Here is a 25,565-nt window from a genome sequence, read left to right as displayed (position 1 = left end):
GATCAGGCACCTGCCTTGGCGAGGGTGTTCACGGCATCGACGATCCGTTCGAGGTCGGCCTCGGAGAGGCTCGGATGAACCGGCAGCGAGAGGCACTCGCGAGCGGCACGCTCTGTCTCCGGCAGGTCGACCGGCGCTTGGAACGGAGCGAGGCGGTGGTTCGGAATCGGATAGAACATGCCTGAACCAACGGCGTACTCGTCGCGGAGCGCTGCTGCCAGACCGTCGCGGTCTTCCGGCACCCGAACGGTGTACTGGTGGTAGACGTGACGGACCCCTTTGCGCACTGGAGGGGTGACCACGTGGTCGAGGTTGGCGTCGAGGAACGCTGCGTTCCTGCGTCGCTGCTCGGTCCAGGCGTCGACCTTGGTCAGCTGGACCCGACCGATGGCCGCATGGATGTCGGTCATTCGGTTGTTGAGACCGACCACCTCGTTCTCGTACTGCCGCTCCATGCCCTGGTTGCGATAGAGCCGCAGCAGCCGCTCGACCTCGGCATCGGCAGCGGAGACCATTCCGCCCTCACCCGACGTCATGTTCTTCGTGGGATACAGGGAGAACATCGCGAAAGTGCCGAAGCTGCCCACGGGCTTGCCGTCAATTGCTGCCCCATGCGCCTGCGCCGCGTCCTCGAACAACCTGATGCCGTGCTTGTCTGCGACGGCTTGCAGGCCGGTCATGTCGGCGGGGTGGCCGTAGAGGTGAACAGGCATCACGGCCGCCGTACGGTCCGTGATCGCGTCCTCGACCCGATCAGGGTCGAGGCAGAAGGTGTCGGCCTCGATGTCGACGAAGATCGGTGTGGCGCCCGTGAGCGCGACCGAGTTGGCGGTAGCGGCGAAGGTGAAGCTGGGGACGATCACCTCGTCGCCGCGACCGATTCCGCTGGCGAGCAGGCCGAGGTGCAGCCCGGACGTGCCGGAGTTCACCGCCACGCAGGCGCGGTCGAGGCGGAAGTGTTCGGCGAACTCGCGCTCGAACGCGGCGACCTCAGGGCCCTGGGCGATCATGCCGCTCGTCAGGACGCGGTCGACCGCGGCACGCTCCTCCGCTCCGATGATGGGCTTGGCAGGAGGTATGAATGCGGGCACGTCAGAGTTCCTTTGCACGTTCGATCAACACTTCCAAGGTGGCGTCTGCCGCATGGCCGTCGCCGTAGGGATGGCCCCGCGGCTCCTCTGGCGGAAGCCTGTTCACGCTCGCTCCGATCGCGTCGAAGTCGGTGACGAGCTCGTTCCAGCCGCCGGCCAACGTCTCTACCCATTCGGTCTCGGCGCGCAGCGTGCTGGTGGGCACGCCGAGGAGGAACGCTTCCTTCTGCAGGCCGCCGGAGTCGGTGACAACGGCGCTCGCCCCACGGACCGCTTGCACGAGCTGTGGGTAGGACAGCGGCGGCACCGGGGTGATGCTGCCCTCGTCCAGCGACAGTCCGTGAGCCGCAGCCTTGGCGACCAGACGCGGGTGGGCGGCGAGGAACACCCGCCTGTCGAGCGCCGCGAGTCCACCTAGGATCGCGGCCAACCGCTCGGGGTCGTCGGTGTTGTCCGGTCGGTGCACGGTCGCGACCACGTAGGGCGAGCTCGCCTCCACCGGCGAGTCCACCGGGTCACCGGCGACCCGCTCGGCCGTCTGGCGCAGCACGTCGGCCATCACGTCCCCAACAAGCACCGCGCGCTCGGCTAGACCCTCCGCCGCGAGATGCCCCATGGCGATCTCGCTCGGCGCCAGACAAAGATCGGCGGCGTGATCAGTGAGCACGCGGTTGTGCTCCTCGGGCATCCGCCTGTTGAACGAGCGGAGACCCGCCTCGAGGTGGGCAACGCGGAGATGCACCTTGGTTGCTGCCACAGCCGCCGCAAGGGTGGAGTTCGTATCGCCGTAGACCAGCACCCAGTCGGGTTCGACGTCCAAAAGGACAGGCTCAATCTCGGCCAGCATGCGTCCGGTCTGGACTCCGTGGCTCGCGGAGCCGACTTCCAGGTTGACGTCGGGCGCGGCGATGTCAAGCTCGTCGAAGAAGGCCTGCGACATGTTCTGGTCATAGTGCTGACCGGTGTGGATGACGCGGTGCTCGACACCGGCACGGACGGCTGCCGCCGCGACGGGTGCCAGCTTCACAAACTGCGGTCTGGCCCCGACGACGCTCACGATTCTCACTCTGGCGAAGCCTCCTCGGCCCACCGCAGGTGACCGTCGACCTCGTCGTACGTCTCGCCGGTGGGGCTGACCCATCGCCGGTCGCCGTCGCTCTCAAGTCGGCGACCGTCCTTGCCGACCCAGCCGATCTGACGCGCAGGGACGCCCGCCACCAGCGCGTGCGGACGTACGTCGTCGGTCACCACGCTCCCCGCAGCGACCATGGCCCAGGCCCCGATGGTCACCGGGGCCACGCAGACCGAGCGCGCACCGACGGCTGCGCCCAGCTCGATCACGACGCCCACGGGCTCCCAGTCCGACGCACTCTTAAGCGTGAGGTCCGCGTTGATCGCACGGGGGTAGGTGTCATTGGTCAGGACCACCCCTGGACCGATGAACACGCCGTCGGCGAGCCGTGCCGGCTCGTAGACCAGCGCGTAGTTCTGCACCTTGCAGTGCTCGCCGAGCTCCACGTCCGGACCGACGTAGGCACCTCGGCCGATGACACAGCCCTTGCCGAGCCGGGCTCGTTCGCGCACCTGGGCCAGGTGCCAGATCGAAGAACCGTCCCCGATCTCGGCCGTCGCGTCGACGTCTGCCGACGGAACCACCTTGATGGACACAGAACTACCCCCTGTCGCCTTGGCCCGTCATGCTAATCATTCACTGGCTCAGGACACACATCAGCGGCTCCCCTGTCGGCCCGCGCCCGCCATACGAAAGACTAGGTAGATGTTGCCGCTCCCTTCCCGCCGGGGCCGGATTCGCCAGCCACGCCTTGTGTTGAGGGGGCTGCTCGTGGGCCTGCTGGTCGCTTCGGTGGGGGCGTGCGCATCCGACAGTGCCGCACCGCCCGAGCACGACTACGTCGACGGCGCAGGCGTCGCGCTCAGCGTGAGCCCCCAGCTGATCGCCCCCGGTGAGGACACGGAACCCGCGGACCGGGCCGACTACCGGGTCACAGCCCACTTCGACGGCGCCGGCGCCGGCGTGGAGGTCGAGCTCCAGACTTGGGCCGACGGTGGCTGGCGCGCCGGAAGGACGACGAACACCGACGACAGGGGCGACGCTTCGTTCGTCGCCCCGGGCGACGTGTGGGCGCGCGTGGTGGCCGTGGTTGACGGCACGACGCGAGCCGCGCACCTGTACCCCGGGCGCGACGGTGCGCCGATCCTGTTCACGGACGAGTTCGATGCTTCGTTGCGCGCTCCTTGGACCGGAGTCGGCCAACCTCGCGAGGGCTACTCCTGCTCACGCGGCGATGACGAGGCCGCCTTCGTGACCGACGGTGTGCTCCGGCTCGAGGTCAAGACCGACCCGACGGTGTCGTGCGACTTGCCTCAGCCAGGTCGGGCCAACGGGCATGTCGTCTACGACTCGCCTCTGGGCTTCGGCACGATCGCCGCACGCATCCGGTTTGCGGCACAGGACGACGTCACCGGAGGCTTCTGGCTCCAACCGGCCGGCGCGTCGCGCCCGTGGACTCTCGCCCCGACGGAGGAGGGCGTGATGATCGCCTCGACGAAAGGGCGCGGACGGTCGAGGGCTCGAACGTCCGTGCAATGGCTCGAAACCGAGTCGGGGACGGTGCGTCGAGCTGTTCGGCCGGTGACACCCGACCCCACCGCGGACGATGAGTTCCACGTCTATTCGGTCGATTGGACCCCGACTCGCTATGTGTTCCGTGTCGACGGTCGGGCGGTCCGCACCGCGACCAGGGGCGTGGCATCGCCACCGCAGCTCATGGCGCTGGCGCTGCTCAGCCCAGATGACCGTCGCTTCTCGGGCGACAGTCGCGCCATGGACGTGGACTGGGTACGCGTCTGGGGCCAGGACCCGCTCAAGCCGGCTCAGTAACGAGAGAACGCACAGGTCAGCGACCGCCCGGCGTCCTGTGATCCCATGCCGACGGCATCGCATCGGTCGGTCCGTCGAGCTCCACCGGGTCCAGCGCCGCCACCTCCACTGCCCGAATCATCGGGTGACGCGTAGCGCGTGAATGCTCCTCGTCGCCGAACAGCTTCTCGTGAAGCTTCTCGCCCTGACGCAGCCCCGTGAACACGATGTCGACCCCCCTCGCACCTGAAAGCTGGATCATCCGCTTCGCTACGTCGAGGATCCGCACGGGTTCGCCCATCTCGAGGACCATCACCTCGCCAGAGTGGCCGATGGCGCCTGCCTGCACGACGAGCTCGCACGCTTCCGGGATCGTCATGAAGTATCGGGAGACGTCGGGATGGGTGATGGTGATCGGCCCGCCAGCGGCTATCTGGGCGTTGAACGTGTGGAGCATCGAACCACGGGAGCCAAGGACGTTTCCGAACCGCACGCTGATGTATGGCCGACCGGTCTGCTCGGCCTGCCACGCGGTCAGTTGCTCGGCCAGTCGCTTGGTGAGGCCGAGGATGCTGGAGGCATCCGCTGCCTTGTCGGTGGAGATGTTCACGAACTGCTCGACGTCGAACTCTGCGGAAAGACGAAGCAGGTTGAGCGTGCCGAGGACGTTGGTCTTCCATCCCTCGTCAGGGAAGCGCTCCAGCATGGGTAGGTGCTTGAGGGCCGCTGCATGGAAGACGATCTCGGGACGGTGCTCCGCAAACACCTTGCGAAGCGCCTCGAGATCTCGAATGTCGACGAGTACGGTGTCGGACTTGTCAAGCAAGCCGTGCCCGAAGATCCCCAGCTGTGCAGCATGTAGGCCGGATTCGTCGCGGTCCAGCATCACCATCGTGGCCGGTCCGAACTTGTGCACCTGGCGGGCAAGCTCCGAACCAATTGATCCTCCGGCACCGGTGATCAACACCCGCTTACCCGACAAGTAGCCCGCGATGTCGGAAAGGTTCGTTGAGACCTGGTGCCGCCCCAGGACGTCCTCGATCTCGATGCGTCGCAGGTCGTTGGACTGGACGCGCCCGCCCATGAGCTCGGACACACGAGGCAGCAAGAGGAGCTCGAGGCCGGCTTCATGGACCCGTTCCTGCAACTGGCCGATGAACTGACCCGCCGCTTGCGGCACAGCCAACACCACGGTGTCAACCTCGTGGGCGACGGCGAGCTCTTCCAGCCGACTACCGTCACCCAGGACTGGAACTCCGAGGATGCGCAGGTGGCGCTTGCCGGGGTTGTCGTCGACGAACCCCACCACGCGCAGCTTGAGCTCGCGCTCGTTGCGGAGCAGCTGCAGGACCTGCCGGCCGGCCTCGCCGGCCCCATAGACGAGCGCATTGTGCACATCTGCCGGAGCGACAAGGTCGTCGGACTTGTCTCGGATGGCACGGTAGAACCAACGTCCCGCAGCGCACAACAGGAGGGCGACCGGCGGCGCGAGAACGGGGATGCTGCGCGGTACGGACTCATTGACGAACAGGCTCATCCCAATGCCAGCCATCCCGACCAGGCCGACGTGCACGGCGAGTCCAAGCGCTTCATCGAATGAGCCGACCAGGAACCGGCCGCGGTAGAACTTGGTGGCGTAGCCCAGGCCCAGCATGAGCACGCAGGCCAGGAGCCAGTAGCGGATGACCGACTGCCACTCGACCTCGTTAATGCTGAAGTCGTGGCGCACACCGATCACCAGGGCGGTAGCCAAGGTCCACCCCAAGACGTCCCAGGTGGCGAGGGCGGCTCGCCGCATGATCGCGTTGTTCATCACTTCCCCCGGCTTTGCGGACACAAATTCCCCTGATGGTAACGCCGAAGCCCCGGGCAGGCACTTCCGCCGATGTTCGGCCAGGCTGGGCGATGAACCTGGCCCGGCCGGTGTGGGCTCGGCCACCGGATGCTGACGTCCAGATCGATACGCCCCGACCAGACGCGGCGCGAAACCCGGATGTCGCAGGCGCCCGACACTGGCAGACTCGTCCCATGACGCCGCAGCCCCGCCTGCTCCCGCCTCCGGCCGCCTGAGCCGGAGCGGTCCGCCGCTCCCTCCGAGCCCTGTCCCGACTCGCACCGGAGCGTCGTCAGCATGCCCACCTCGTCCCACCTCCACCCCCACGTTCACGTCCACCCGCAGTCCCACCTGCGCGGCCTCGCCGAGGTCGCCGCCGCCAGCGTCCTGTGGGGCACCGGCGGCCTCGCGGTCCAGCTCATCCGCGAGCACGACCCCCTCTCTCCCGTGACGATCAGCGCGTGGCGGATGGCCATCGCGGCCGGCGTCCTCCTGCTCGCGCTCCTTGCGCTGCGTCGGGGCGGTGAGCTCGTCGACCTCGCCCGCACCCGCCCGCGCCAGCTGCTGGTCGTCGGGGTGGGCACCGCCGCCTACCAGGGCTTCTACTTCGTCTCGGTGACCCAGGTCGGCGTGGCCGTGTCGACCGTGGTGAGCCTGGGCCTCGCGCCCGTGCTGCTGACCGTCGCGGAGTCCGTACGCCATCGCCGCGCCCCGTCACGCGGCCGGCTGGCCGTCCTCGCGGCGGCACTGGCCGGCCTGCTGCTCGTCAGCGTCGCCGGGCACGAGTCGTCGACCGGGCCGGCGCCGGTCGCCGGAGTGCTGCTCGCCCTCGCGTCCGGTACGACGTACGCGCTGACGACGGCCGCCGGTGGGTCGGTCAGCCAGCAGGCGCCGCCGCTCGTGCTCACGGCCGGCATGACCCTGGTGGGTGCGGCGGTGCTGCTGCCGTGCCTGGCACTGGTCGACGGCCCGCTCGTCACCACCGACCCGGCCGCGCTGGCCTGGCTGGCCTACCTCGGGGTGCTCACGATGGCGCTGGCCTACGTCCTGCTCTACTCGGGGCTGCGGGTCGTCGCGCCGAGCACTGCTGTCACGGCGAGCCTGGTGGAGCCCGTCACCGCAGCCGTCGTCGCGGCCGTCGTGCTGTCCGAGTCGCTCGGTCCGGCCGCGGCCGTCGGCATCGTGCTGGTGCTCGGCGCGGTCGCAGGGCTGGGCAGGCCCAGCACCGCTGCCGGGCCGGTGCTCGACAGCGCCTAGGGGTAGTCCACCTCGACCGTCACCCAGTCCACCAGCATGCTGTGCCGGGTGCCGCCGGGGACGGCGTGCTCGGGCTTGACGTCCTTGTTGGACAGGCGGACCTGGATGGGGGCGGCGTTGCCGGGCACGCGGCGGGCGTCGGGCGCGGACGCGATCTCGTAGGGACGGTTGCCCGCAGGATCGCTGGCGGAGAACAGCACCGTGTCACCACCGACGGTGAACTCGGCGGAGTAGCTCCAGAACCTGCTCCACGGCTCCGCCCCGGCCGGGAACAGCTGGGTCACCGGCGTCATGACCGGCGCCCTCCCCGTGGCGGCGCAGGCGTTGACGGCGGTCTCGGGGGTGTCGTCGTAGCAGATGTGGGAGGCGAACTGGGCCCCCGCCGGCTTGAGCGGGCCGTAGCTCTCGATCACGTCGATCTCGCGCGGGTCGACGCCGTTGGGGTGCTGCACCCAGAGGGCCGCGTAGTTGCTGCCGGTGTCCGGCATCAGGAGGCTGGCGCTCACCCGCACCCGGGTGCCGACCGGGAGCGTCCAGCCCTGGTTGGTGCGGATCTGGGAGAGGTGCCCGACCTCGAGCTGGCCCAGTCCGTTCTGCGCGGCCGCGTTGGTCCACAGCATGTTGTGCCACTGGTCCGGCCACACCCCCGCGGGACCGTCGAACCCGTCGTAGAACACGGTCTCCCACCCCGAGACCGGCGTGGGCTCGGGGGCCGGGGTCGGCTCGGGCGCGGCAGGCGTGGGCTCCGGCGTGGGCTCCGGGGTCGGGTCGAGCGCGGCGATCACTCCCGGGCCGCCGCCGAACCCGGCGGGGGCGTCGGCGACGACGACGAGGAGGAGCGCCGACACGACCGTGCCGAGGGCGCGCGCGAGCAGGGACATCACCCTCCAGGAGTCAGCTGACCGGACCGGACCTGAGCGGAGAATCCTACGTGGCACCACCGACGACGACCATCGAACCGCGCTCAGCCGACCGTCGTCAGCAGCTGGGTCGCGCGGGTCAGGACGACGTACAGCGTGGCCCGGCCGGTGGCCGACTCGTCCTCGATCTCCTGCGGCGAGACGACCACGATGCCGTCGAACTCCAGGCCCTTGGTGTCGAGGCCGGTCAGCACGACGACGCGGTCCTCACCGCTCGGCGTGACGCTCGAGTCGACGGCCGCACGCGCGTTGGGGGCGGCGTCGGCCAGCTCGGGCCACGACGCCAGCCAGGCGTTGACCTCGGAGCGCCGCGCGACCGGCACGACGATGCCGACGGTGCCCTCCACGCGGTCGGCGATGGTGGTCACCGCCTCGCGCACGGCGGCCTCGAGGTCGTCGACCGGGCCGACGACCTGCGGCTCCTCGCCGGTGCGGCGTACGGCGTCGGGCAGGTCGGCGTCGAGCCCCACCCGGCGGGCGTAGTCGGCGGCGAAGGCGTAGATCTCGGCCGAGTTGCGGTAGTTGGTGGAGAGGTGGAACTCGTGGAGCTCCTTGCCCTCGAGCGCCTCGGCGCGCGCCGCGGCGGCCTCGGGAGCGTCGGGCCACGACGACTGGGCGGGATCGCCGACGATCGTCCAGCTCGCGGTGCGGCCACGTCGACCGACCATCCGCCACTGCATCGGGGTGAGGTCCTGCGCCTCGTCGATGAGCACGTGGGCGTAGCCGTCGTCCTCGATGCGGTGGGTCGGCGCCGACCAGGCGAGCCCGCCGGGGGCGTACTCCCGGTCGGAGATCGTGGTGAGCTCCTGCAGGTCGACGCCGCCCTCGAGCAGGCCCGTCTCGTCGAGGTCGCGCTCGTCGTCGGTGCGCTGCGGGACGTCACCGAGGGCGTAGCGCAGCTCGTCGATGAGCGGCACGTCCTCGATCGACAGACCGCCGACTGCCCACGACTTGGCGAGCAGCAGCTGCTCCTCGCGGCTGATCACGCCCTCGCCGACGCGGGCGAGGAAGTCGGGCTCCCGCAGCCAGCCGAACACGGACTGCGCGTCGAGCGGGGGCCACCAGGCGGAGGCGAACTCCACGAACCCGGCGTGGCCGAGCATGTCGTCGTCGAAGGCCTCACGCCCACGCTCGCGCCCCCGCTCGCCGGTGACCTGGCGCCACATCGCGTCGAGCAGCGTCTTCGCCACCCGCGGCAGCTGGCGGTTGCGGCGTCCCTGCGACATGAGCTGGCGGCGCAGCCGGCCGAGCAGGCCCGGGTCGAGCACGATGGTCTCGTCACGCCAGTAGATGCGGAAGCTGGTCGGGGCGCCGGGCGCGTGCTGGCGCGCGGTGCGGCGCAGCAGCTCGGCCATGCGGGTCGCTCCCTTGACGTCGGCGACGGCCGGCTCGTCGTGCCGGGTGGCGCGGATGCCGCCCACCACCTCGCCGAGGGAGCGCAGCGCCACCGCGGTCTCGCCGAGGCTCGGCAGGACGCGCTCGATGTAGCGCATGAACACGCCGCTGGGGCCGACGACGAGGACGCCACCGCCCTCGTAGCGGCGGCGGTCGGAGTAGAGGAGGAAGGCGGCGCGGTGCAGGGCGACGACCGTCTTGCCGGTGCCGGGACCGCCGGAGATCGACACGACGCCCTTGCCGGGCGCGCGGATCGCCTGGTCCTGCTCGGCCTGGATGGTGGCCACGATGGAGTGCATCGAGCGGTCGCGGGCCCGCGAGAGCTGCGCCATCAGGGCGCCCTCGCCGACGATCGGGAGGTCGGTGTCGGCCTGGTCGTCGAGCAGCTCGTCCTCCACGCCGATGACGGTGCGGTGCAGCGAGCGCAGCACCCGTCGTCGTACGACGCCGGACGGGGTGGCGGCCGTGGCCTGGTAGAACACGCCGGCGGCGGGGGCGCGCCAGTCGATGAGCAGCACGTCGCGGTCGGCGTTGCGCACGCCGATGCGACCGATGTAGCGCGGCTGGGCGTCGATCTCCGGGCGCAGGTCGAGCCGGCCGAAGACCAGCCCCTCGTGGGCGGCGTCGAGCTGGGCGATGCGCTTGGCAGCCTGGAAGACCATGGCGTCACGCTCGACGAGCCCGCCCTCGTGCTCCAGCTTGCCGCGGCTGTGCCCCTCGGCCGCCAACGCCCGCGCGCTCCGCGTCGATGCCTCGAGCTGCACGTAGACCTCGTCCACGTATGCCTGCTCCGCCGCGATCTCCCGCGCCTCGAGCTCCTCGCTCAACTCCTGCTCCTCATCCCCCGATGAACCACTGTCCAACGGTCCCGGACAGACGGACAAGCGTACCGGCGAGCACCCACGACCACCGACTCCTCGCGCATGGTGGACCCGAGGACCCTCATGCGAGGAGCACCACGGCGCCCACCAGGCACAGCACGGCGCCGGCCGTGCGGACCAGGTCGACCCGGCCGAGGGTGTCGAGCAGCTCCGCGCGCTCCACCGCCGGCACGGTGGCCAGGCGGCCGTGCAGGGGCGCGGCGAGCGCGGCGGTGGTGAGGACCGACAGCGCCCCTCCGACCAGCGCGAGCCACGTCCCGGTGGCCTGCGGCTCGGTCGCCGCGACCCAGGCCAGGGCGATGACCAGGGGCACGTAGAGCACGCCCACCAGCGGCGCGATGCGCCGGGAGTGCCGCTCGTGCGCCCCCGACCACGCCTCGTCCCCGACCTCGCGCAGCGCCGGGTAGACCACCGCGGCCACGGTGAGCTGGAAGCCGAGGTGGGCGGCGGCGGCGAGCAGCAGCCAGGTGGCCGGCGCGGTGCGGATCACCCGAACGCCTCCGGGCCGAGGTCGAGCTCGCGTGCCTCGATCGCGTCGACGACCCGGCGCGCGACCCCCGCGGGATCCTTGCCCGCGGGCAGGCGCGGCGCCTCGCCGGCCAGCGGTCGGGAGGCCAGGCCCGTCTCGGTGTGCGGCGGGCGGACGTCGTGGACCTCGACCCGGCTGCGCCGCAGCTCGGTGCGCAGGGCGGTGGCCGCGGCGCTGAGCGCCGCCTTGCTGGCGGAGTAGGCCGCCATGCGCGGCAGCGGCTGCTGGGCCACCACCGCGCTGAGCTGGACCACGAAGCCCTGCGACTCCTCCAGCAGCGGCAGCACGCGCCTGAGCAGGAAGAGCGGGCCGACGACGTTGGTGAGGAACAGCTCCTCGATGACCTCGTCCGGGGTGTCCACGAGGGCGCCGAACGCCACCACTCCGGCGGCGTTGACCAGCCCGTCGAGGCCGCCGAGCTGCTCGCGCGCGGCGACGACGACCGCGTCACCGGCCGTCGCGTCGCCCAGGTCGGCCACGAGCCGGGCCTCGGCCTCGAGGCCCGCGAGCCGGTCGGCGTCACGTCCGACGACCAGCAGCCGGGCGCCGCGCGCGGCGAGCTCGGCGCTCAGGAGGGAGCCAAGCGCCCCGGTGGCACCGACCACTGCGATGCGGGCACCGGCGATCTCGCGGGTCTCACGCTGGTTCACGGAAAGCCTCCTTCGACGTGGTTCCTCCCCCTTCTCCGCTCCGGGGCCGCCGACGGATGCAGGCCCCGCGCTACTTCTTGCGGGAGAGGAAGGCGGTCATCGCCTCGCGCGCCTCCTCGGAGGCGAACAGCCGGGTGCTGGTCTCGGCCATCTCCTCGCCCAGTGCGTCGATGCGCGCGACGAGGTCACGGTTGAGGATGCGCTTGGACTCGCGGAGCCCCTGGGCCGCGCCCGTCGCCAGGCTCGCGCACACGGCGGCGACCTCGGCGTCCAGCTCATCGGCGGGCACCGCCTTCGTCACCAGTCCGTACGCCGCCGCCTCGGCGCCGGTGAACACCTCTCCGCCGAGGGTGGTGAGCGCCGCGGCCCGCGGGGTCATCCGGTGGTGCACGGTGAGGCTGATGATCGCGGCGGCCAGCCCGAGCTTGACCTCGGTGAGCGCGAAGGTGGCGTCGTCGGCGCTGATGGCGATGTCGGCCGCCGCGACGATGCCGATGCCGCCGGCGCGCACGGCGCCGAGGTTCTTGGTGACCACCGGCTTGTCGAGGGTGGCGATCAGCCGCTGCAGCTCGACGATGCGTCGGGTGCCGGCCGCCATGCCCTCGCTCGACGCCTCGGTGAGGTCGGCGCCGGAGCAGAACACCTTGCCCGAGCTGTCGACCAGCACCGCCCGCACGTCGGGGTCGGCGCCGGCCCGCTCGAGGTGGGCGTGGAGCTCGGTCACCAGCTGCCGGCTCAGCGCGTTGCGGTTGGCGGGGCTGTCGAGGGTGATCGTGGCGACGGCGTCGGCCACGGAGTAGTGCACCAGCTCTGCGGAGGCGTGGTCGGTCGGGGCGGTCATGGCGTGCATCCTGCCGCACCCGGGCCATCCGCTCGCCCGGTCGCTCCGAACACCACCCATGCACTCCCTCGACCAGCGATCCCGTCCGCGCACCCTGCGGCACGCGGCCTACGGCGTGCTGGCCACCGTCGTCGGCCTGGCCGCGGCCCACCTCGTCGCGGCCCTGACCGTGCCCGCGGCCTCCCCCGTGCTCGCCGTCGGCTCGACCGTCATCGACCTCACCCCCACCCCGCTGAAGGAGTGGGCGATCCGCCAGTTCGGCAGCGCCGACAAGGTGATCCTGGTCGGCTCGGTGATCGTCGTCGTGCTGCTGCTGGCCGCCGTCGCCGGCGTGGTCACCGCCCGCCGCGAGACACCGGGCCTGCTCGTGCTGGTGGGCCTCGCCGGCGTCGCGGGCGTGCTGGCCGTCCTGCGCCCGGGCTCCGGGCCGCTGGACCTCGTTCCTGCCCTGGTCGCCGCCGCTGTCGGTGCCACCGCGCTGTGGTGGCTGCACCGTCTCGACGGCCGGGGCCCCACGGAGCCGTCGCCGGGGGTCGACGGTCCGTCACGACGCGGGGTCGTGCTGGCCACCGGTGGGCTCGCCGTCGCAGCGGCGGCCATGGGGGCCGTCGGTCGGTGGGTGACGTCCTACCGCCTCGGGGGGACCGACGTGCCCCTGCCGGTGGCCACCGACCCCGCGTCGACCTTCCCGACCGGCCTCGAGGAGACGTACGACGGCATCACGCCGCTGCGGACCCCGACGGCGGACTTCTACCGCGTCGACACCCGCCTCACCCTGCCGACGGTCGACGTGGAGTCGTGGACCCTCACCATCGACGGCGACGTCGACCAGGAGGTCACGCTGACCTTCGACGACCTCGCCGCGATGGACACCATCGAGCGCGACATCACGCTGACCTGCGTCTCCAACGAGGTCGGCGGGCCCTACGTCGGCGGCGCCCGCTGGCTCGGCGTACCACTCGCCGCCGTGCTGGAGCGGGCCGGCATCGAGTCGACGAAGGCCGACCAGATCCTCTCCACCGACGTCGACGGCATGACCATCTCGACGCCGCTCGGCGTCGCCCTCGACGGGCGCGACGCGATGATCGCAATCGGCATGAACGGTGGACCGCTCCCGCGCGCCAACGGCTTCCCGGCCCGCATGGTCGTGCCCGGGCTCTACGGCTTCGTCAGCGCGTGCAAGTGGATCACCAAGATGACGCTGACGACCTACGACGCCGAGCAGGCCTACTGGACCGAGCGCGACTGGGCGGTCGACGCCCCCATCAAGATCTCCAGCCGCATCGACACGCCCGAGCCGCTGTCGGAGACCGACGCCGGCAAGGTCGTCATCGGCGGCGTCGCCTGGGCCCAGGGGGTCGGCATCGACAAGGTCGAGGTACGCGTCGACGGCGGCGCCTGGCAGCCCGCGAAGCTCGGCCCGCAGGTCACCGACGACTACTGGCGCCAGTGGTACTACGAGTGGGACGCCGAGCCCGGACGGCACCTCATCGCCTGCCGCGCCACCAACAAGGACGGCGACGTGCAGACCGACGTCCGGATGCGGCCCTTCCCCGAGGGATCGAGCGGCCTCCAGGAGATCTCGGTCCTCATCAGCTGACCGGCGTCCGGACCGAGCCGCTCCCGGGTCCAGCACGCCCTGTCCAAGGATTGTCCAAACTTTTTCGAGAAACCACCCATCCGCTTCCCACGCGGTCCCGAACACCTCCCGACAGCGGGCCCCCGGGCCCCCCTGATGGCTCCAACCGAAAGGCAGTGTCATGAACACCAAGCTCCGCACCCGCTCGATGGGCATCGCCGCCCTTGCCCTGACCGCGTCCATGGGTCTCGCCGCCTGCGGCAGCGAGGAGGAGAGCAGCAACGCCTCCGAGCCCACTACCTCCGAGGCCCCCATGGAGTCCGAGACCTCGGAGTCCGAGGAGCCCATGGAGTCCGAGGAGCCGATGGCCGCCGACGCCCCGTTCGGTCCCGGCTGCGCCGGCGTCCCCACCTCCGGTGAGGGCTCCGTCGAGGGCATGGCCGACGACCCGGTCGCCACCGCCGCCTCCAACAACCCGCTCCTCAAGACGCTGGTCGCCGCGGTCACCGAGGCCGACCTGGTCGACACGCTCAACTCGGCCGAGAACCTCACCGTGTTCGCCCCGACCGACGACGCGTTCGCCGCGATCCCGAAGAAGGACCTCAACGCCCTCCTCGCCGACAAGGAGGCCCTCACCACGGTCCTCACCCACCACGTGGTCGGCGAGCGCCTGAGCCCCGAGGACGTCGCGGGTGAGCACGAGACCCTGGCCGGCGACATGCTGACCGTCGAGGGCGAGGGCGAGGACTTCACCATCGGTGAGGCCAGCGTCGTGTGCGGCAACGTGCAGACCGCCAACGCCACTGTCTACGTCGTCGACCAGGTCCTGATGCCGCAGATGTGACCGTCTCCCGACGATCACTGCGCAAGGATGACTGACGTGGACCACGTGAGGCCCGTACCGGACGGGGCGCCTGAGGGCGCCCCGTCCGGGGGCGACGCAGCCAGGGGCGACGCAGCCCACCTCGCAGACCTGCTCCGGCAGGCGGCGCGGGGAGACGAGGCAGCCTTCGCCGCGTTCTACGACGCGACGTCCGCCCGGGCCTACGGCCTGGCGCTGCGCGTGGTCCGCAACCCGGCGCACGCCGAGGAGGTCACCCAGGAGGCCTACCTCGACGCCTGGCGGTCCAGCACGAGGTACGACGCCGACCGCGGCAGCGCGGCCGGCTGGCTGCTGACGATCGTGCACCGCAAGGCCGTCGACCGGGTCCGCTCGGTCGAGGCCGCCACGGCTCGCGACGAGACCTGGAACCGGGAGGCCGCGCCGACCGACCACGACCAGACCGCCGAGACGGCACACGCCTCCCTCGACGCCGCGCGGGTGCGCGGGGCCGTCGCCACCTTGACCGACGTCCAGCGCCAGGCCGTCGAGCTCACCTACTTCGGCGGCTACACCCACACCGAGGTCGCCACCTTGCTGGACGTCCCGCTGGGGACGGCCAAGACTCGAATACGCGACGGACTGATCCGCCTGCGCGACCTGATGGGAGTTGCCTCATGAGCGAGATGGATGTTCACAAGCTCACGGGCGCCTATGCGCTGGACGCGCTCGACGAGCTCGAGCGAGCCCGGTTCGAGCAGCACCTCGCCCAGTGCGACGACTGCCGTGCCGAGGTCGCGGAGCTGCGCGAGACCGCGGCGCTGCTGGCCGACACCGTCGCCGTACCGCCCCCCGCGTCGCTGCGCGACTCGGTGCTCGCCGGCATCTCGCAGGTCCGGCCGCTCGCCCCGGAGGTGCCCGCCTCCCCGACGCGTCACGCCACTCGCCCGGCTGCTCGGGGGCGGGCCTGGATGCCCTTTCTGGTCGCGGCGGCACTCGCGCTCATCGTCGGCGTCGGCGCCCTGGTGATGCAGCCCTGGGCCCCGTCCGAGGAGGTCGAGAGGCTGACCGCGGCCGAGCAGGTCCTGCAAGCACCGGACGCCGAGGAGGTGTTCGTCGACCTCGGCGAGGCCGGACGCGCGACCGTCGTCCGCTCCAAGTCCCAGGACCGCGCCGTCATCACCACCGAGGACATGGTCTCCGCCCCCTCGGGCAAGGACTACGAGCTGTGGTTCATCGAGGGTGACGAGTTCGTCTCCGCCGGGCTGATGCCCGACGCGCCCGACCAGACCGTCGTCCTCGACGGGTCCGCCGCCGCGGCCGCTGCCGTCGGCATCACGGTGGAGCCCGACGGAGGTTCCAAGCAGCCCACCAGCGACCCGATCGCCGTCTTCGACCTCACCGAGGCGACGTGAGCCGCGCCCCGCGCGCGGGCACCACGGGCAGCACAGGGTCACGCCGGATCGCAGTCGTCGGCTCCGGCGTGGCCGGGCTCACCGCTGCCTGGATCGCCTCGCGCACCGCCCACGTGACCCTCTACGAGGCCGACGACCGGCTCGGCGGGCACGCCGACACCCACCGTGTCGCGACCCCCGAGGGCGAGCTCGCCATCGACACCGGCTTCATCGTGCACAACCGCCGGACCTACCCCACCCTGCTCCGGCTCTTCGCCGAGCTGGGCGTGGAGACGCAGCCCTCGGAGATGTCGCTGTCGGTCAGCGACGCCGGGACGGGCGTGGAGTACGCCGGCGCGCTCGGGCCGCGCGGCCTCTTCGCCCAGCGGTCGTCGCTCCGCTCGCTCGAGCACTGGCGGATGCTGCTGGAGATCCCGCGCTTCCACCGCCGGGCCCGGGCGCTGCTCGCCGCCACGACGGGCACGTCCGCGGACGACCAGACGCTGCGCGACTTCCTGGACGAGGGCGGCTTCTCCGCCGGCTTCGTCCGGCACTTCGTGGAGCCGCTCGTGGCGGCCGTCTGGTCGTGCGACCCGGCGACCTCCCTGGACTACCCCGCCCGCTACCTCTTCACCTTCCTCGAGCACCACGGGATGCTCGCCGTCTTCGGTTCGCCGGAGTGGCGCACCGTCACCGGCGGCTCGGGGACCTACGTTGCCGCCGTGGCCGCCGGGCTGCAGGAGGTGCGTCTGGAGACCAAGGTGACGTCGGTGCGCGAGCTGGCCGACGGCGTCGAGGTCACCGACGGCAGCGGCACGACCACGCGCTTCGACGCGGTCGTCATCGCCACCCACCCGTCCCACGCGCTCGGCATGCTGGAGTCGCCCACCGACCTGCAGCGTGAGGTGCTGGCCGCCCTGCCCTACAGCAGCAACACCGCGTTGCTGCACACGGACACCGCGCTGCTGCCGTCGGCTCCCGACGCGCGCGCCTCCTGGAACTTTCACCGCCCTGCGACTGAGCCTGCGAAGTCGCAGACCCAGGCGGGGAGGTCGAGGAGCGTCGGATCGGACCCGAGCTTGCGAGGGGACGATCGACGCGTCTCGAGACCAGGCGCGCGCCCCGAGGCCGGCGGAGTCACCGTCACCTACGACCTCACCCGGCTCCAGCGCCTGCCCACCCGCACCCGCTACCTCGTCACGCTGGGCGGCGAGCACCTCGTCGACCCGGCCACGGTCATCGACCGGATGGAGTACGAGCACCCGCTCTACACGCCGGCGTCGGTCGCCGCCTCGCGCCGGCTGCCCGAGATCAACACCACGCGGATCGCCTTCGCCGGGGCCTACCACGGCTGGGGCTTCCACGAGGACGGCGCGCGTTCGGGCCTCGCCGCGGCGACCCACCTCGACCTGCCCTGGGCGCGCACGACGCCGGTGCTGCCCCGGCCGGGTCGGTTCGAGACCACCATCCGCCACACGCGGCGCAGCCCCTTCCGGCGCAGCTTCGAGCACCGCTCGACCCTGTGGCTGGTCGACCTCGACGACCTGCCCGACCACGGCGTGCTGGCCCGGTTCGAGGCGCGCGACCACCTCGGCGCGACCGAGGCCACGCTGCGGAACAACGTCGAGTCGTTCCTCGCCGTCAACGGCGTCTCGCTCGGCGAGGGCCCGCGCCCCGGCACCATCCTGATGGCCGCGCACCCGCGCTCGCTCGGGCACTGCTTCAACCCCATCAGCGTCTTCTGGTGCTTCGACGACCAGGGACGACAGGCGGGAGTGGTCGTCGAGGTCCACAACACCTACGGCGACCGGCACGCCTACCTCGTCCACCCCGACGAGCAGGGGCGGGCCCGCACCGACAAGGCGATGTACGTCTCCCCCTTCCACGGCGTCGACGGCTGGTACGACGTCGCCGTCCCGGTCCCGACGGACCGCCTCGACATCGCGGTCACGCTGCGTGGCCACGACACCGCGGACGACCGCACCGCGACCGACCGCACCGACGGCGCCGCCGGCACCGCCGGCACCGACAGGGGTTCCGCGCCGTTCAGCGCGAGCCTCGTCGGCACCCGCAGCGACATCCCCGTCAGCAGGACCATCGGCGCCGCGCTGCGCGGCACCGCGCTGATCCGGGCACACGGCATCTGGCTGTGGGCCCGGCGGCTGCCGGTCCGTCCCCGGCCCCAATCCCCCCACCGACAGGAGGGCGTCACATGACCCTCGAGAGAAACCGCCCCGACGAGGTCCGCACCCAGGGCATGCCTGCCCCGGAGCAGGTCCCGTCCGGACCCCGCACCGCCGTCTCGGCCGCCGTCGCGCGCCGCCTCTTCCACGCCGCCGTCGCCCGCCTCGACATCACCGTCGTGGAGGAGCCGACCGGCCGCACCCTGGGCAGGGGCGGGCCGCTCATGCGGCTGCACCGGCCCGACGAGTTCTACGCCCGCGTGGGCCGCGACGGCCTGATCGGCTTCGGCGAGGCCTACCTGACCGGCGCGTGGGACGCCGACGACCTCGCCGGCTTCCTCACCGTGCCGGCGGCCCGCATGGCCACCCTGGTCCCCGAGCCGCTGCAGCGGCTCCGCGCCCTCGTCACGCCGCGGCTGCCCAGCCACCACCGCAGCACCGAGGACAACAGCCAGGCCAACATCTCGCACCACTACGACCTGTCCAACGACCTCTTCGCGCTCTTCCTCGACGAGACGCTGAGCTATTCGTCCGCTCTCTTCGACACCTCCTTCACTCCCACCGGGAAGGGCCCCGGCTCCGTCGGTGACCACCTGGTCGCCACCCCACCAGAGCCCACCGACACCGCCGACCCCGCGCGCCACCACCCCGACCTCGCCGAGGCGCAGGGCCGCAAGATCGAGCGCCTGCTCGACGAGGCCGGCGTCACGGACGGCACGCGCGTCCTGGAGATCGGCACCGGCTGGGGCGAGCTCGCCATCCGGGCCGCCCGCCGCGGCGCGAGCGTCCACACGATCACCCTGTCGGTCGAGCAGCTCGAGCTGGCCGAGGACCGCATCGCCGCCGCCGGGTTCGCCGACCGGGTCCACGTCGAGCTGATGGACTACCGAGCGCTCGCCGCCACCGGGGCGACGTACGACGCGGTGGTGTCCGTGGAGATGATCGAGGCCGTCGGCCACGAGTTCTGGGGCACCTACTTCGCCACCATCGACCGCGTGCTGGCCCCGGGCGGCCGGGTCGCCGTGCAGGCGATCACCATGCCGCACGACCGGATGCTCGCCACGCGCGACACCCACACCTGGATCACGAAGTACATCTTCCCCGGCGGCTTCCTGCCCAGCGTCGAGGTGATCGACCAGGTCACCCGGAGCGAGACCACGCTCCGGCTGACGGGCCAGCTCGCGCTGGGCAGCCACTACGCCGAGACCCTGCGCCGCTGGGACCGCCGGTTCCTCGCCCAGCGCGACGCCGTGCTGGACCTCGGCTTCGACGACCTCTTCATGCGGGTCTGGCACTTCTACCTCGCCTACTCGCAGGCCGGGTTCGCCAGCGGCTACCTCGACGTCTCGCAGCTCACCTTCACCCGAGAGGACCGGTGACGGACGCCGTGACCCAGACCGCCCCGCACTCCGCCGCCACCGTCACGACCGCGGGGATCGCCGATCGCCTCGCGGCCGCCGTGCGACCCTTCATCGGCGGCGACCTGCCCGTGCGGCTGCAGGCCTGGGACGGCTCGGTCGCCGGCCCCGCCGGTGCCCCCCTCGTGGTGCTCCGCTCCCCCGACGCGCTGCGTCGGCTGCTGTGGCACCCGGGCGAGCTCGGGGCCGCCCAGGCCTACGTCACCGGCGAGCTCGACGTGCCCGAGCAGGACGGCTGGGACCTCGGCTCGGCCCTCACCCACGCCTTCGCCGTGGGTGCCGAGCGCGGGCTGTCGGGCGTACGCCTCTCCCCGCGCGCGCTGGCAGACGCGGTCCGCACCGCCGCCGGCCTCGGCGCGCTCGGCCCGCCGCCCGCGCCGCCGGCCTCCCAGGCCCGCATCCGGGGTCGGCTGCACAGCCTGGCCCGCGACCGGTCGTCCATCAGCCACCACTACGACCTCTCCAACGAGTTCTACTCACTGATCCTCGAGCCGCAGATGGCCTACAGCTGCGGCTACCACGCGACGCCCGACGTCTCGCTCGAGGAGGCACAGCGCGCCAAGCTCGACCTCGTCTGCACCAAGCTCGGGCTGGAGGCGGGCATGCGGATGCTCGACGTCGGGTGCGGCTGGGGATCGCTGTCGCTGCACGCCGCGCAGCACTTCGGCGCGCGGGTCACGGGCGTCACCATCTCGAAGGAGCAGAAGGCGTTCATCGATGCCCGGATCGCCGAGCGCGGCCTCGAGGACCGGGTCGAGATCCGGCTCCAGGACTACCGCGAGGTCCCCGAGCGCGACCACTTCGACGCCGTCGGCTCGCTCGAGATGGGCGAGCACGTGGGGGCGCGCAACTACGCGACCTACGTCGAGGTGCTCCGCCGAGCGGTCAAGCCGGGCGGGCGCGTGCTCGTGCAGCAGATGTCGCGGCAGGGCGCCGGCGGTGGCAAGCACCCCGGCGGCGGGCCGTTCATCGAGTCGTTCATCGCGCCCGACATGACGATGCGCCCGGTCGGCGAGACCGTCGGCCTCATGGAGGCGGGCGGGCTTGAGGTGCGCGACGTGCACGCGATGCGGGAGCACTACGTCCTCACCGTGCACGGCTGGCTCGAGCGGTTCGAGGCCAACCTCCCGCGGCTGCGCGAGCTGGTGGGCGAGGAGGTCGTCCGCGTCTGGCGGCTCTACCTCGTCGGCGGGGCCCTCGCCTTCCGCGACGGCCGGATGGGCGTCGACCAGATCCTGTCGGTGCGTCCCGGCGCCGCCCACAACCTCCCGGCGGTCCGTACGTGGTGAGTGCCGCGCTGGTCGCGCTGCTCGCCGCCGCCGTGGTCATGGGGTCGACGGCGGCGGTGAGCCGGCGCCTCGACCGGGTCGCGGTGGTCGACGTGGCCTGGGGCCTGGCCTTCGTGGCCATTGCGCTGACCCTGGCCGTGGTGTGGCCCGACGCCCACTCCTGGCTCCTCGCCGGGCTCGTCGTCGTGTGGGGCGGTCGGCTGGCGTGGCACATCGGGCGTCGCTCGCGCGGCCACGGGGAGGACCCCCGCTACGAGAAGATGCTCGGCGGTCCCGGCTGGTCCGCCGGCGCACGACGCGTCGTCACCAAGGTGTTCCTGACGCAGGCCGTCGTCGCGTTCCTCATCTCGGCGCCGCTGCAGGTCGCGGCGGCGTACGACGTCCGCTGGTGGGCGGTCGTGTGGGTCGGCGTCGCGGTGTGGGCGCTCGGCTTCGTCTTCGAGGTCGTCGGCGACGCCCAGCTCGAGGCCTACAAGGCCCGCCCACGCGAGTTGCGACCGAAGATCCTCGACACCGGTCTGTGGGGCTGGAGCCGGCACCCCAACTACTTCGGCGACGCCTGCGTGTGGTGGGGGCTGTGGATCGCCGGCGCGCTGGCGCTGGGCTGGCTCCCGGGCCTGCTCACCGTGTGGGCGCCCGCGGCGATGACCTACTTCGTGCGCAACGTCACCGGCGCCAAGCTCCTGGAGAAGACGATGTCGCAGCGCGAGGGCTGGGACGACTACGCCGCCCGGGTGCCGCTCTTCTTCCCGCGCCCGCCTCGCCGCTGAGCCGCCGCGCAGTTCTAGAGGTTGCCCGCCGCGCCACCCACCCCCGAAGAACTGCGGCCGGACGACAGCTCGGGAGCCCGTCGACCGGTCGCGCGGCCGCAGTTCTCCGGCGCCCAGCCCGGGACAGTGGTGGGCGGGCGTGTCGTCGTACGAGCGGTGGCTGAACCACATCGGACCCGCGCGGAAGGTGGCTGGGGCACCGCCGCGCCACCCACCCCCGAAGAACTGCGGCCGGACGACAGCCCAGGAGCCCGCCGACCGGTCGCGCGGCCGCAGTTCTCCGGCGCCCAGCCCGGAAGGACCGGGTCGGCCGTCCGGGTCGCCGACGATCGACGGGCACCGGCAGGGGGGTTCCGTGCGCGCCGGGTCCGCCTTCGGGTGACAATGCGCCAGTGGGTGAGCAGGAGGGGCTCGACTGCGCCGTCGAGGCGATGCAGGCGGGGGACGAGGCGGCGTTCCGCGTCGTCTACCGCCATGTCCAGCCACCCCTCCTGCGCTACCTGACCGTGCTGGTCGGTCCCGCCGAGGCAGAGGACGTGGCCAGCGAGGCCTGGGCGCAGGCCTTCCGTGACCTCGACCGGTTCAGCGGCGACGCCGACGGCTTCCGCGGGTGGATCACCACGATCGGGCGCAACCGGGCCCTCGACCACATCCGCCACGCCCGACGACGACCGATCGCCGACGAGTCGGTCGACGACCTCGTCGACCTGCCGGACGACATCGACCTCGAGGGCTACGTCATCGGCCGGGTGAGCTCCGAGGCCGTCGTCCGGTTGATCGGCACCCTGCCCCGCGACCAGGCCGAGGCGATCATGCTGCGCACGGTGCTGGGGTTCGACGCCCCGACCGCGGCCCGGATCCTGGGCAAGCGCCCGGGCGCGGTGCGCGCTGCGGCCCACCGTGGCCTCAAGCAGCTGGCCAAGCGATTGTCCGAGGAGCCGTAACACCTGTGAACGCCGTGACGCTGAAGGGAGTGAGATGAGCACCCCGGACCCCCGCCTGTCCCGCCGCGACGCCGAGCGCCTGCTCGACGCGCCGGCGGAGCACGACAGCGCCCTGGGCTCGGCCCTCACCGCCGCCAGCGCGCCGGCCCGCGCCGACGAGCTCCGCGGCGAGGACGCAGCGGTTGCCGCCTTCCACGCCGCTCGCGTCACGGCGGCCCCGGCGTCGCGGACCGGCTACGTCTCGCCCTCGCGCCTCGGCGGTCGCGCGGCCCTACGGGCCGTCGTCGCCACGGGTGCCGTCGTCGCGCTCACCTCGGGCGGTCTCGCCCTCGCCAGCTCCGCCGACCTTCCCGGTGTGCCGGGGCTGCCCGGGCTGCCGAACCTGCCCGCCCTCCCCGGCCAGGCCGACGACCGGGCGACCGAGTCCGTCGCCGAGTCGCCGCGAGGCGCTGCCGGCTCGGCCACCTCCAGTGATGACGGCAGCGCCGGGACCGACCCGTCGGGGTCGGCCACCGGCCCCGGCTCGACCGGGTCCGACGACGGCTCCGGCTCGACCAGCCCCTCCGGCTCGAGCACCTCCTCCGGCTCGACCAGCCCCTCCGGCTCGAGCACCTCCTCCGGCTCGACCAGCCCCTCCGGCTCGAGCACCTCCTCCGGCTCGACCAGCCCCTCCGGCTCGACGGCGCCGTCGGAGTCCCCCGACGGCGCCTCCACCCCCACGCCCAACCTCGAGGGCCTGTGCCGCGCCTTCCAGGCGACCGACCGGAGCGACGCGGGCGGCTCGCTCGACAGCGCGGCCTTCCTCGCCCTCGCGACAGCGGCCGGCGGTGCCGACCGGATCACCACCTACTGCGTCGACCTCATCGGCCCGCCCGAGGGGACCGGCAGGCCCACGGACAAGCCGACCCCGACCACCAAGCCGACCCCGACCAAGCCCAGCCCCACCAAGCCCAGCCCCACCAAGCCCAGCCCGACCAGGCCGACGCCGACCACGCCGACGCCGAGCCCCGGGAAGCCGACGGAGAAGCCGACCCCCTCGCCGGGCAAGCCGACCGACCTCCCGCCGCCCTCACCGGGCAAGCCGACCGACCAACCCACCCCGTCCCCCGGCAAGCCCACCGACCAGCCGACCCCCGCACCGGGCAAGCCGTCCGACCTCCCGACGCCCGGAGGCTCCGGTTCGCCGGGCGGCCCAGGCACGTCCGGCGGCCCCGGCAAGGGAGGCGGTAACCAGACGTCCGGTTGATGACCGGCGGCGGCCGCGTTCCGCAGGACCGGCTCTCGCACCTCGTACGTCGACCTCCCGCCGACGTACGAGATCCCCCCAGAACCGCGAGATCCGCCCTACAACGCACAGACAACGGCATGGCCCTCCCCCGGGGCCATGCCGTTGTCGCGTCCGGACCTCACGGGCCCGCGCGCCCTCGCTCCCCCTCCCCGGATGTCGCCGGAAGGGGTTAGGTTCCACGGCATGGGCAGGCCGCTCTCCGCGCAGGAGGACACCAACCGACGGATGCTGCGCGCCCGCGACGAGATGGACCGCCGCTACGCCGACCCCCTCGACGTACCGACGCTCGCGGCCCTCGCGCACCTGTCGGTGTCGCAGTTCGGCCGCGTCTTCAAGGAGGTCTACGGCGAGACGCCGCACCGCTACCTCCAGCGTCGGCGCGTCGAGCGCGCGATGACGCTGCTGCGCCAGACCGACCGGCCGGTGACCGACGTGGCCTGGGACGTCGGGTTCGCCAGCCTCGGCACCTTCAGCCGCACCTTCAGCAACGTCGTCGGGTGCTCACCCACCGAGTTCCGCGCCCGGCACAGCCCGGTCGCGGTGCCGTCGTGCTTCATCGCCGCGTGGACGCGTCCGCGCGAGAAGCAGACAGCGCCCCCGCAGACAGCGCAAACGGAGAAGCGGGAGGAGGTCGGCGCTGGTTAGCGTCGTTTCCATGACCACCAACCACATCACCAGCCTCCACATCCGCAGCGTCCCGGTGCTCGACCAGGACGAGGCGCTGGACTTCTACACCACCCACCTCGGCTTCGAGGTGCGCGACGACATCGATCTCGGCTTCATGCGCTGGCTGACCGTCGGCGTGCCGGGCCAGGACACCTCGATCCTGCTCGAGCTCGTCGGGGCACCGGTGCACGACGAGGCGACCGCCGCCCAGGTGCGCGAGCTCGTGGCCAAGGGCGCGCTCGGCGGCGTCTTCCTCCTCAGCGACGACGTGCACGCGACCTACGCAGCGCTTCGTGACGCAGGCGTCGAGATCACCCAGGAGCCCGTCGAGCAGCCCTACGGCACCGACTTCGGCATCCGCGACCCCTTCGGCAACCCCGTCCGCATCAGCCAGCCCAACGCCGCCACGCCGGCCGAGGTCCAGGGCGCCTACGACGCCGTGGCGGCCGAGCGGTGAGCTACCCGCCGCCGATCTACCACGGCGACTCCGGCGAGGTGTCGGCCCACGTCGTGCCGGCCGACCTCGAGCCGGCGCTCGTCTACCCCAACGGCAACAAGGTCTTCTACCTCGCGCAGGGCTCCGCCACCCAGGGCACCTTCGGTCTCTATCGGTGGGAGTTCGCAGGTCCCGCGAGCGGCCCCGGAGCCCACTTCCACCGCACCATCACCGAGTCGTTCTACGTCCTGGAGGGCACCGTCACGATCTTCGACGGGAAGGACTGGGTGAAGTGCCACGCCGGCGACTTCGCCCACGTCCCGGCCGGCGGGATCCACGGCTTCCGCAACGAGGACGGGGCGGCGAAGATGCTCCTCCACTTCGCGCCGGGCGCTCCGCGTGAGGCCTACTTCGAGGGCCTGGCCGCCGGGATGGGCCAGCTCGACGGCGACGCCTACGACCGCTTCATGCGCGAGCACGACAACACCTGGGTCTGAGA

The 25,565-nt window shown here is 72.1% G+C and carries 24 protein-coding genes; 15 read left to right on the top strand and 9 right to left on the bottom strand.

Annotation, left to right across the window (positions count from 1 at the left end):
- Positions 1-2: 2 nt before the first annotated feature.
- The 3 genes from NCI01_RS02465 to NCI01_RS02455 are packed head-to-tail and all read right to left on the bottom strand — an operon-like array spanning position 3 to position 2,759.
- Positions 3-1,091: a DegT/DnrJ/EryC1/StrS family aminotransferase gene (locus tag NCI01_RS02465; protein WP_254179877.1), complete on the bottom strand. Its 1,089-nt coding sequence runs from the start codon at positions 1,089-1,091 to the stop codon at positions 3-5.
- Between the two features lies 1 nt (position 1,092).
- A complete protein-coding gene (gene wecB / locus NCI01_RS02460) occupies positions 1,093-2,157 on the bottom strand; it encodes a non-hydrolyzing UDP-N-acetylglucosamine 2-epimerase (protein WP_254179876.1) in 1,065 nt (354 codons plus the stop codon).
- Positions 2,154-2,759, bottom strand: a complete 606-nt coding sequence (locus NCI01_RS02455; protein ID WP_254179875.1) for an acyltransferase — start codon at positions 2,757-2,759, stop codon at positions 2,154-2,156. The genes wecB and NCI01_RS02455 overlap by 4 nt, the downstream gene beginning before the upstream one ends.
- A gap of 175 nt (positions 2,760-2,934) precedes the next feature.
- Between NCI01_RS02455 and NCI01_RS02450 the strand changes: the two genes are divergently transcribed.
- Entirely contained in the window at positions 2,935-3,993 is a 1,059-nt protein-coding gene (locus NCI01_RS02450) for a glycoside hydrolase family 16 protein (protein WP_254179874.1), read from the top strand.
- A 16-nt stretch (positions 3,994-4,009) separates the two neighbouring features.
- Here the strand turns inward: NCI01_RS02450 and NCI01_RS02445 are convergent, their stop codons facing one another.
- Complete coding sequence (locus NCI01_RS02445; protein WP_254179873.1) at positions 4,010-5,809, bottom strand: polysaccharide biosynthesis protein; 1,800 nt, start codon at positions 5,807-5,809, stop codon at positions 4,010-4,012.
- A gap of 294 nt (positions 5,810-6,103) precedes the next feature.
- Between NCI01_RS02445 and NCI01_RS02440 the strand changes: the two genes are divergently transcribed.
- Positions 6,104-7,063, top strand: a complete 960-nt coding sequence (locus NCI01_RS02440) for a DMT family transporter (protein ID WP_254179872.1) — start codon at positions 6,104-6,106, stop codon at positions 7,061-7,063.
- On the opposite strand, the gene NCI01_RS02435 is transcribed toward NCI01_RS02440, so the two are convergent.
- The 5 genes from NCI01_RS02435 to NCI01_RS02415 all read right to left on the bottom strand — a co-directional run bounded on the left by NCI01_RS02435 (position 7,060) and on the right by NCI01_RS02415 (position 12,279).
- Positions 7,060-7,944, bottom strand: coding sequence for a LamG domain-containing protein (locus NCI01_RS02435; protein ID WP_254179871.1), 885 nt, complete (start codon positions 7,942-7,944; stop codon positions 7,060-7,062). The two genes, NCI01_RS02440 and NCI01_RS02435, sit on opposite strands and share 4 nt — an antisense overlap.
- Before the next feature lie 83 nt (positions 7,945-8,027).
- Entirely contained in the window at positions 8,028-10,205 is a 2,178-nt protein-coding gene (locus NCI01_RS02430; protein ID WP_254179870.1) for a HelD family protein, read from the bottom strand.
- 115 nt (positions 10,206-10,320) lie between these two features.
- Entirely contained in the window at positions 10,321-10,749 is a 429-nt protein-coding gene (locus NCI01_RS02425; protein WP_254179869.1) for a hypothetical protein, read from the bottom strand.
- Complete coding sequence (locus NCI01_RS02420) at positions 10,746-11,438, bottom strand: SDR family NAD(P)-dependent oxidoreductase (protein WP_254179868.1); 693 nt, start codon at positions 11,436-11,438, stop codon at positions 10,746-10,748. Before NCI01_RS02420 ends, NCI01_RS02425 begins: the two co-directional genes overlap by 4 nt.
- A 70-nt stretch (positions 11,439-11,508) precedes the next feature.
- Positions 11,509-12,279, bottom strand: a complete 771-nt coding sequence (locus NCI01_RS02415; RefSeq protein ID WP_254179867.1) for an enoyl-CoA hydratase-related protein — start codon at positions 12,277-12,279, stop codon at positions 11,509-11,511.
- Positions 12,280-12,337: 58 nt separating this feature from the next.
- On the opposite strand from NCI01_RS02415, the gene NCI01_RS02410 reads away from it, so the two are divergent.
- The 13 genes from NCI01_RS02410 (at position 12,338) to NCI01_RS22525 (ending at position 25,563) form a co-directional block, all read left to right on the top strand.
- Positions 12,338-13,879 carry a molybdopterin-dependent oxidoreductase gene (locus NCI01_RS02410; RefSeq protein WP_254179866.1) on the top strand — a complete coding sequence of 514 codons (1,542 nt, stop codon included), beginning with the start codon at positions 12,338-12,340 and terminating at the stop codon, positions 13,877-13,879.
- A 160-nt stretch (positions 13,880-14,039) separates the two neighbouring features.
- Positions 14,040-14,702, top strand: coding sequence for a fasciclin domain-containing protein (locus tag NCI01_RS02405; RefSeq protein ID WP_254179865.1), 663 nt, complete (start codon positions 14,040-14,042; stop codon positions 14,700-14,702).
- A gap of 27 nt (positions 14,703-14,729) precedes the next feature.
- Positions 14,730-15,359, top strand: coding sequence for an ECF RNA polymerase sigma factor SigK (gene sigK, locus NCI01_RS02400; protein WP_302181434.1), 630 nt, complete (start codon positions 14,730-14,732; stop codon positions 15,357-15,359).
- Complete coding sequence (locus tag NCI01_RS02395) at positions 15,356-16,093, top strand: anti-sigma factor (RefSeq protein WP_254179863.1); 738 nt, start codon at positions 15,356-15,358, stop codon at positions 16,091-16,093. The genes sigK and NCI01_RS02395 overlap by 4 nt, the downstream gene beginning before the upstream one ends.
- Positions 16,090-18,288 (top strand): FAD-dependent oxidoreductase, encoded by a 2,199-nt coding sequence (locus tag NCI01_RS22530; protein WP_254179862.1) that lies wholly within the window; start codon positions 16,090-16,092, stop codon positions 18,286-18,288. The genes NCI01_RS02395 and NCI01_RS22530 overlap by 4 nt, the downstream gene beginning before the upstream one ends.
- A complete protein-coding gene (locus NCI01_RS02385) occupies positions 18,285-19,634 on the top strand; it encodes an SAM-dependent methyltransferase (RefSeq protein ID WP_254179861.1) in 1,350 nt (449 codons plus the stop codon). The genes NCI01_RS22530 and NCI01_RS02385 overlap by 4 nt, the downstream gene beginning before the upstream one ends.
- A gap of 8 nt (positions 19,635-19,642) precedes the next feature.
- Complete coding sequence (locus NCI01_RS02380) at positions 19,643-20,962, top strand: class I SAM-dependent methyltransferase (protein WP_254179860.1); 1,320 nt, start codon at positions 19,643-19,645, stop codon at positions 20,960-20,962.
- Positions 20,956-21,732, top strand: coding sequence for a DUF1295 domain-containing protein (locus tag NCI01_RS02375; protein ID WP_254179859.1), 777 nt, complete (start codon positions 20,956-20,958; stop codon positions 21,730-21,732). Before NCI01_RS02380 ends, NCI01_RS02375 begins: the two co-directional genes overlap by 7 nt.
- 392 nt (positions 21,733-22,124) lie before the next feature.
- Positions 22,125-22,676, top strand: coding sequence for an RNA polymerase sigma factor (locus NCI01_RS02370; RefSeq protein WP_254179858.1), 552 nt, complete (start codon positions 22,125-22,127; stop codon positions 22,674-22,676).
- 34 nt (positions 22,677-22,710) lie between these two features.
- Entirely contained in the window at positions 22,711-23,922 is a 1,212-nt protein-coding gene (locus tag NCI01_RS02365; protein ID WP_254179857.1) for a hypothetical protein, read from the top strand.
- 225 nt (positions 23,923-24,147) lie between these two features.
- Entirely contained in the window at positions 24,148-24,609 is a 462-nt protein-coding gene (locus tag NCI01_RS02360; protein ID WP_254179856.1) for a helix-turn-helix domain-containing protein, read from the top strand.
- 10 nt (positions 24,610-24,619) lie between these two features.
- On the top strand, positions 24,620-25,087 hold the full coding sequence (locus NCI01_RS02355) for a VOC family protein (protein ID WP_254179855.1): 468 nt from the start codon (positions 24,620-24,622) through the stop codon (positions 25,085-25,087).
- A complete protein-coding gene (locus NCI01_RS22525; RefSeq protein WP_254179854.1) occupies positions 25,084-25,563 on the top strand; it encodes a cupin domain-containing protein in 480 nt (159 codons plus the stop codon). Before NCI01_RS02355 ends, NCI01_RS22525 begins: the two co-directional genes overlap by 4 nt.
- Positions 25,564-25,565 lie beyond the last annotated feature (2 nt).

It is taken from the genome of Nocardioides pinisoli, assembly GCF_024199985.1.
Lineage (GTDB): Bacteria > Actinomycetota > Actinomycetes > Propionibacteriales > Nocardioidaceae > Nocardioides > Nocardioides pinisoli.
Note: the sequence above shows the minus strand (reverse complement) of the source record. Positions and strands in the feature narration are given on the sequence as shown.